The sequence below is a fragment of the Fulvivirga marina genome, from assembly GCF_016775155.1.
Classification (GTDB): domain Bacteria; phylum Bacteroidota; class Bacteroidia; order Cytophagales; family Cyclobacteriaceae; genus Fulvivirga; species Fulvivirga marina.
Map to the genome: position 1 here is coordinate 1 of NZ_JAEUGD010000035.1, position 1,163 is coordinate 1,163.

The window sequence follows — 1,163 nt, forward strand, 5'->3', positions numbered from 1 at the left end:
ACTCGTATCCCGTTCAATTTTCAGGTCATCAACTAATTCTTCATAAGGGTATGCCTGGTTTTCAAAAGCCTCAAGGCTTCTGGTTTTCAGCTCAGATAAGAAGTCATTATACCGAACTTCTCCCTTCGGCCTGTTCCTTAAACAAAGGGTATTAACAAACATACCGATCATGCCTTCGAGGTCGGCGTGTTGCCTGCCTGCAACGGGGGTACCTATTACAATATCTTCCTGATTCCCGAGCTTTGCCAGCAAGATGTTATATACAGACAGCATAACCATAAATATGGTAATGCCATGGGTCTCAGCAATGGCCATCAACTCACGACTTTGGTCCTTGCTCAATTCAAAGCCCAGCACTTCACCTTTGTTATCCATAACTCTTGGTCTTGGATAGTCAGTAGGAAGATCCAACTTATGGACCTCATCTGTAAAGACCTCTTTCCAAAAGTCCTTTTGTCTGGCTTTCCTCTCCTGTTGTCCTTCACTTTGTTGCCATTCAGCATAGTCTTTATACTGGAGCTCCAGCGGCGGCAGAGTATCTCCATTATACAGTGTCATAAAGTCGCTGACCAATACTTTCTGGGATATTCCATCTGTTATGATGTGGTGTATATCAACCATCAATACCTGATCGGTAACTCCTTCCTCAGTACTTTCTATCAACCCTACCCTGATCAATGGCCCCTGGTTAAGATCAAAAGGTCTAACAAATGCCTTGATGACCTCTGGCAATTCTTTTTCCGAAGCCTGATAATGCTCAAGGCTGAATGCTACTGAGTCTTGTATTTTCTGTTGAGGTTCATCATCAATTACGATAAAAGAGGTGCGAAGACTTTCATGCCTGGTTATCAGTCGCTCAAACGCTTTCTGTAACTGTTCTTTATCCAGCCCTCCTTTAAACCTCACAATCTGAGGCATATTGTAGGCCAAAGATGTTTTGTTGAATTCATAGAGGAAATATAACCTGCGCTGTGCTGCCGACAGGGCATAATATTCTTTTTCCGGTGCTTTGGTTATGGCCAAATGAGAACCCCGCTCCAGGGTATCTATATAATGTGCCAGTGATCGGACATCCTGATATCTGAATACCTCTCTTAGGGGCACTTCCACTTCCATTTCGCGGTTGATCCTGTTGATCAAACTCGCCGCGCGCAAGGAATGTC

At 44.0% G+C, this 1,163-nt stretch carries 1 protein-coding gene; it reads right to left on the bottom strand.

All coding sequences use genetic code 11. The features are described from left to right. On the bottom strand, window positions 1-1,163 hold a 1,163-nt coding region (locus JMN32_RS10405), incomplete at both ends, for a condensation domain-containing protein (protein ID WP_238354428.1).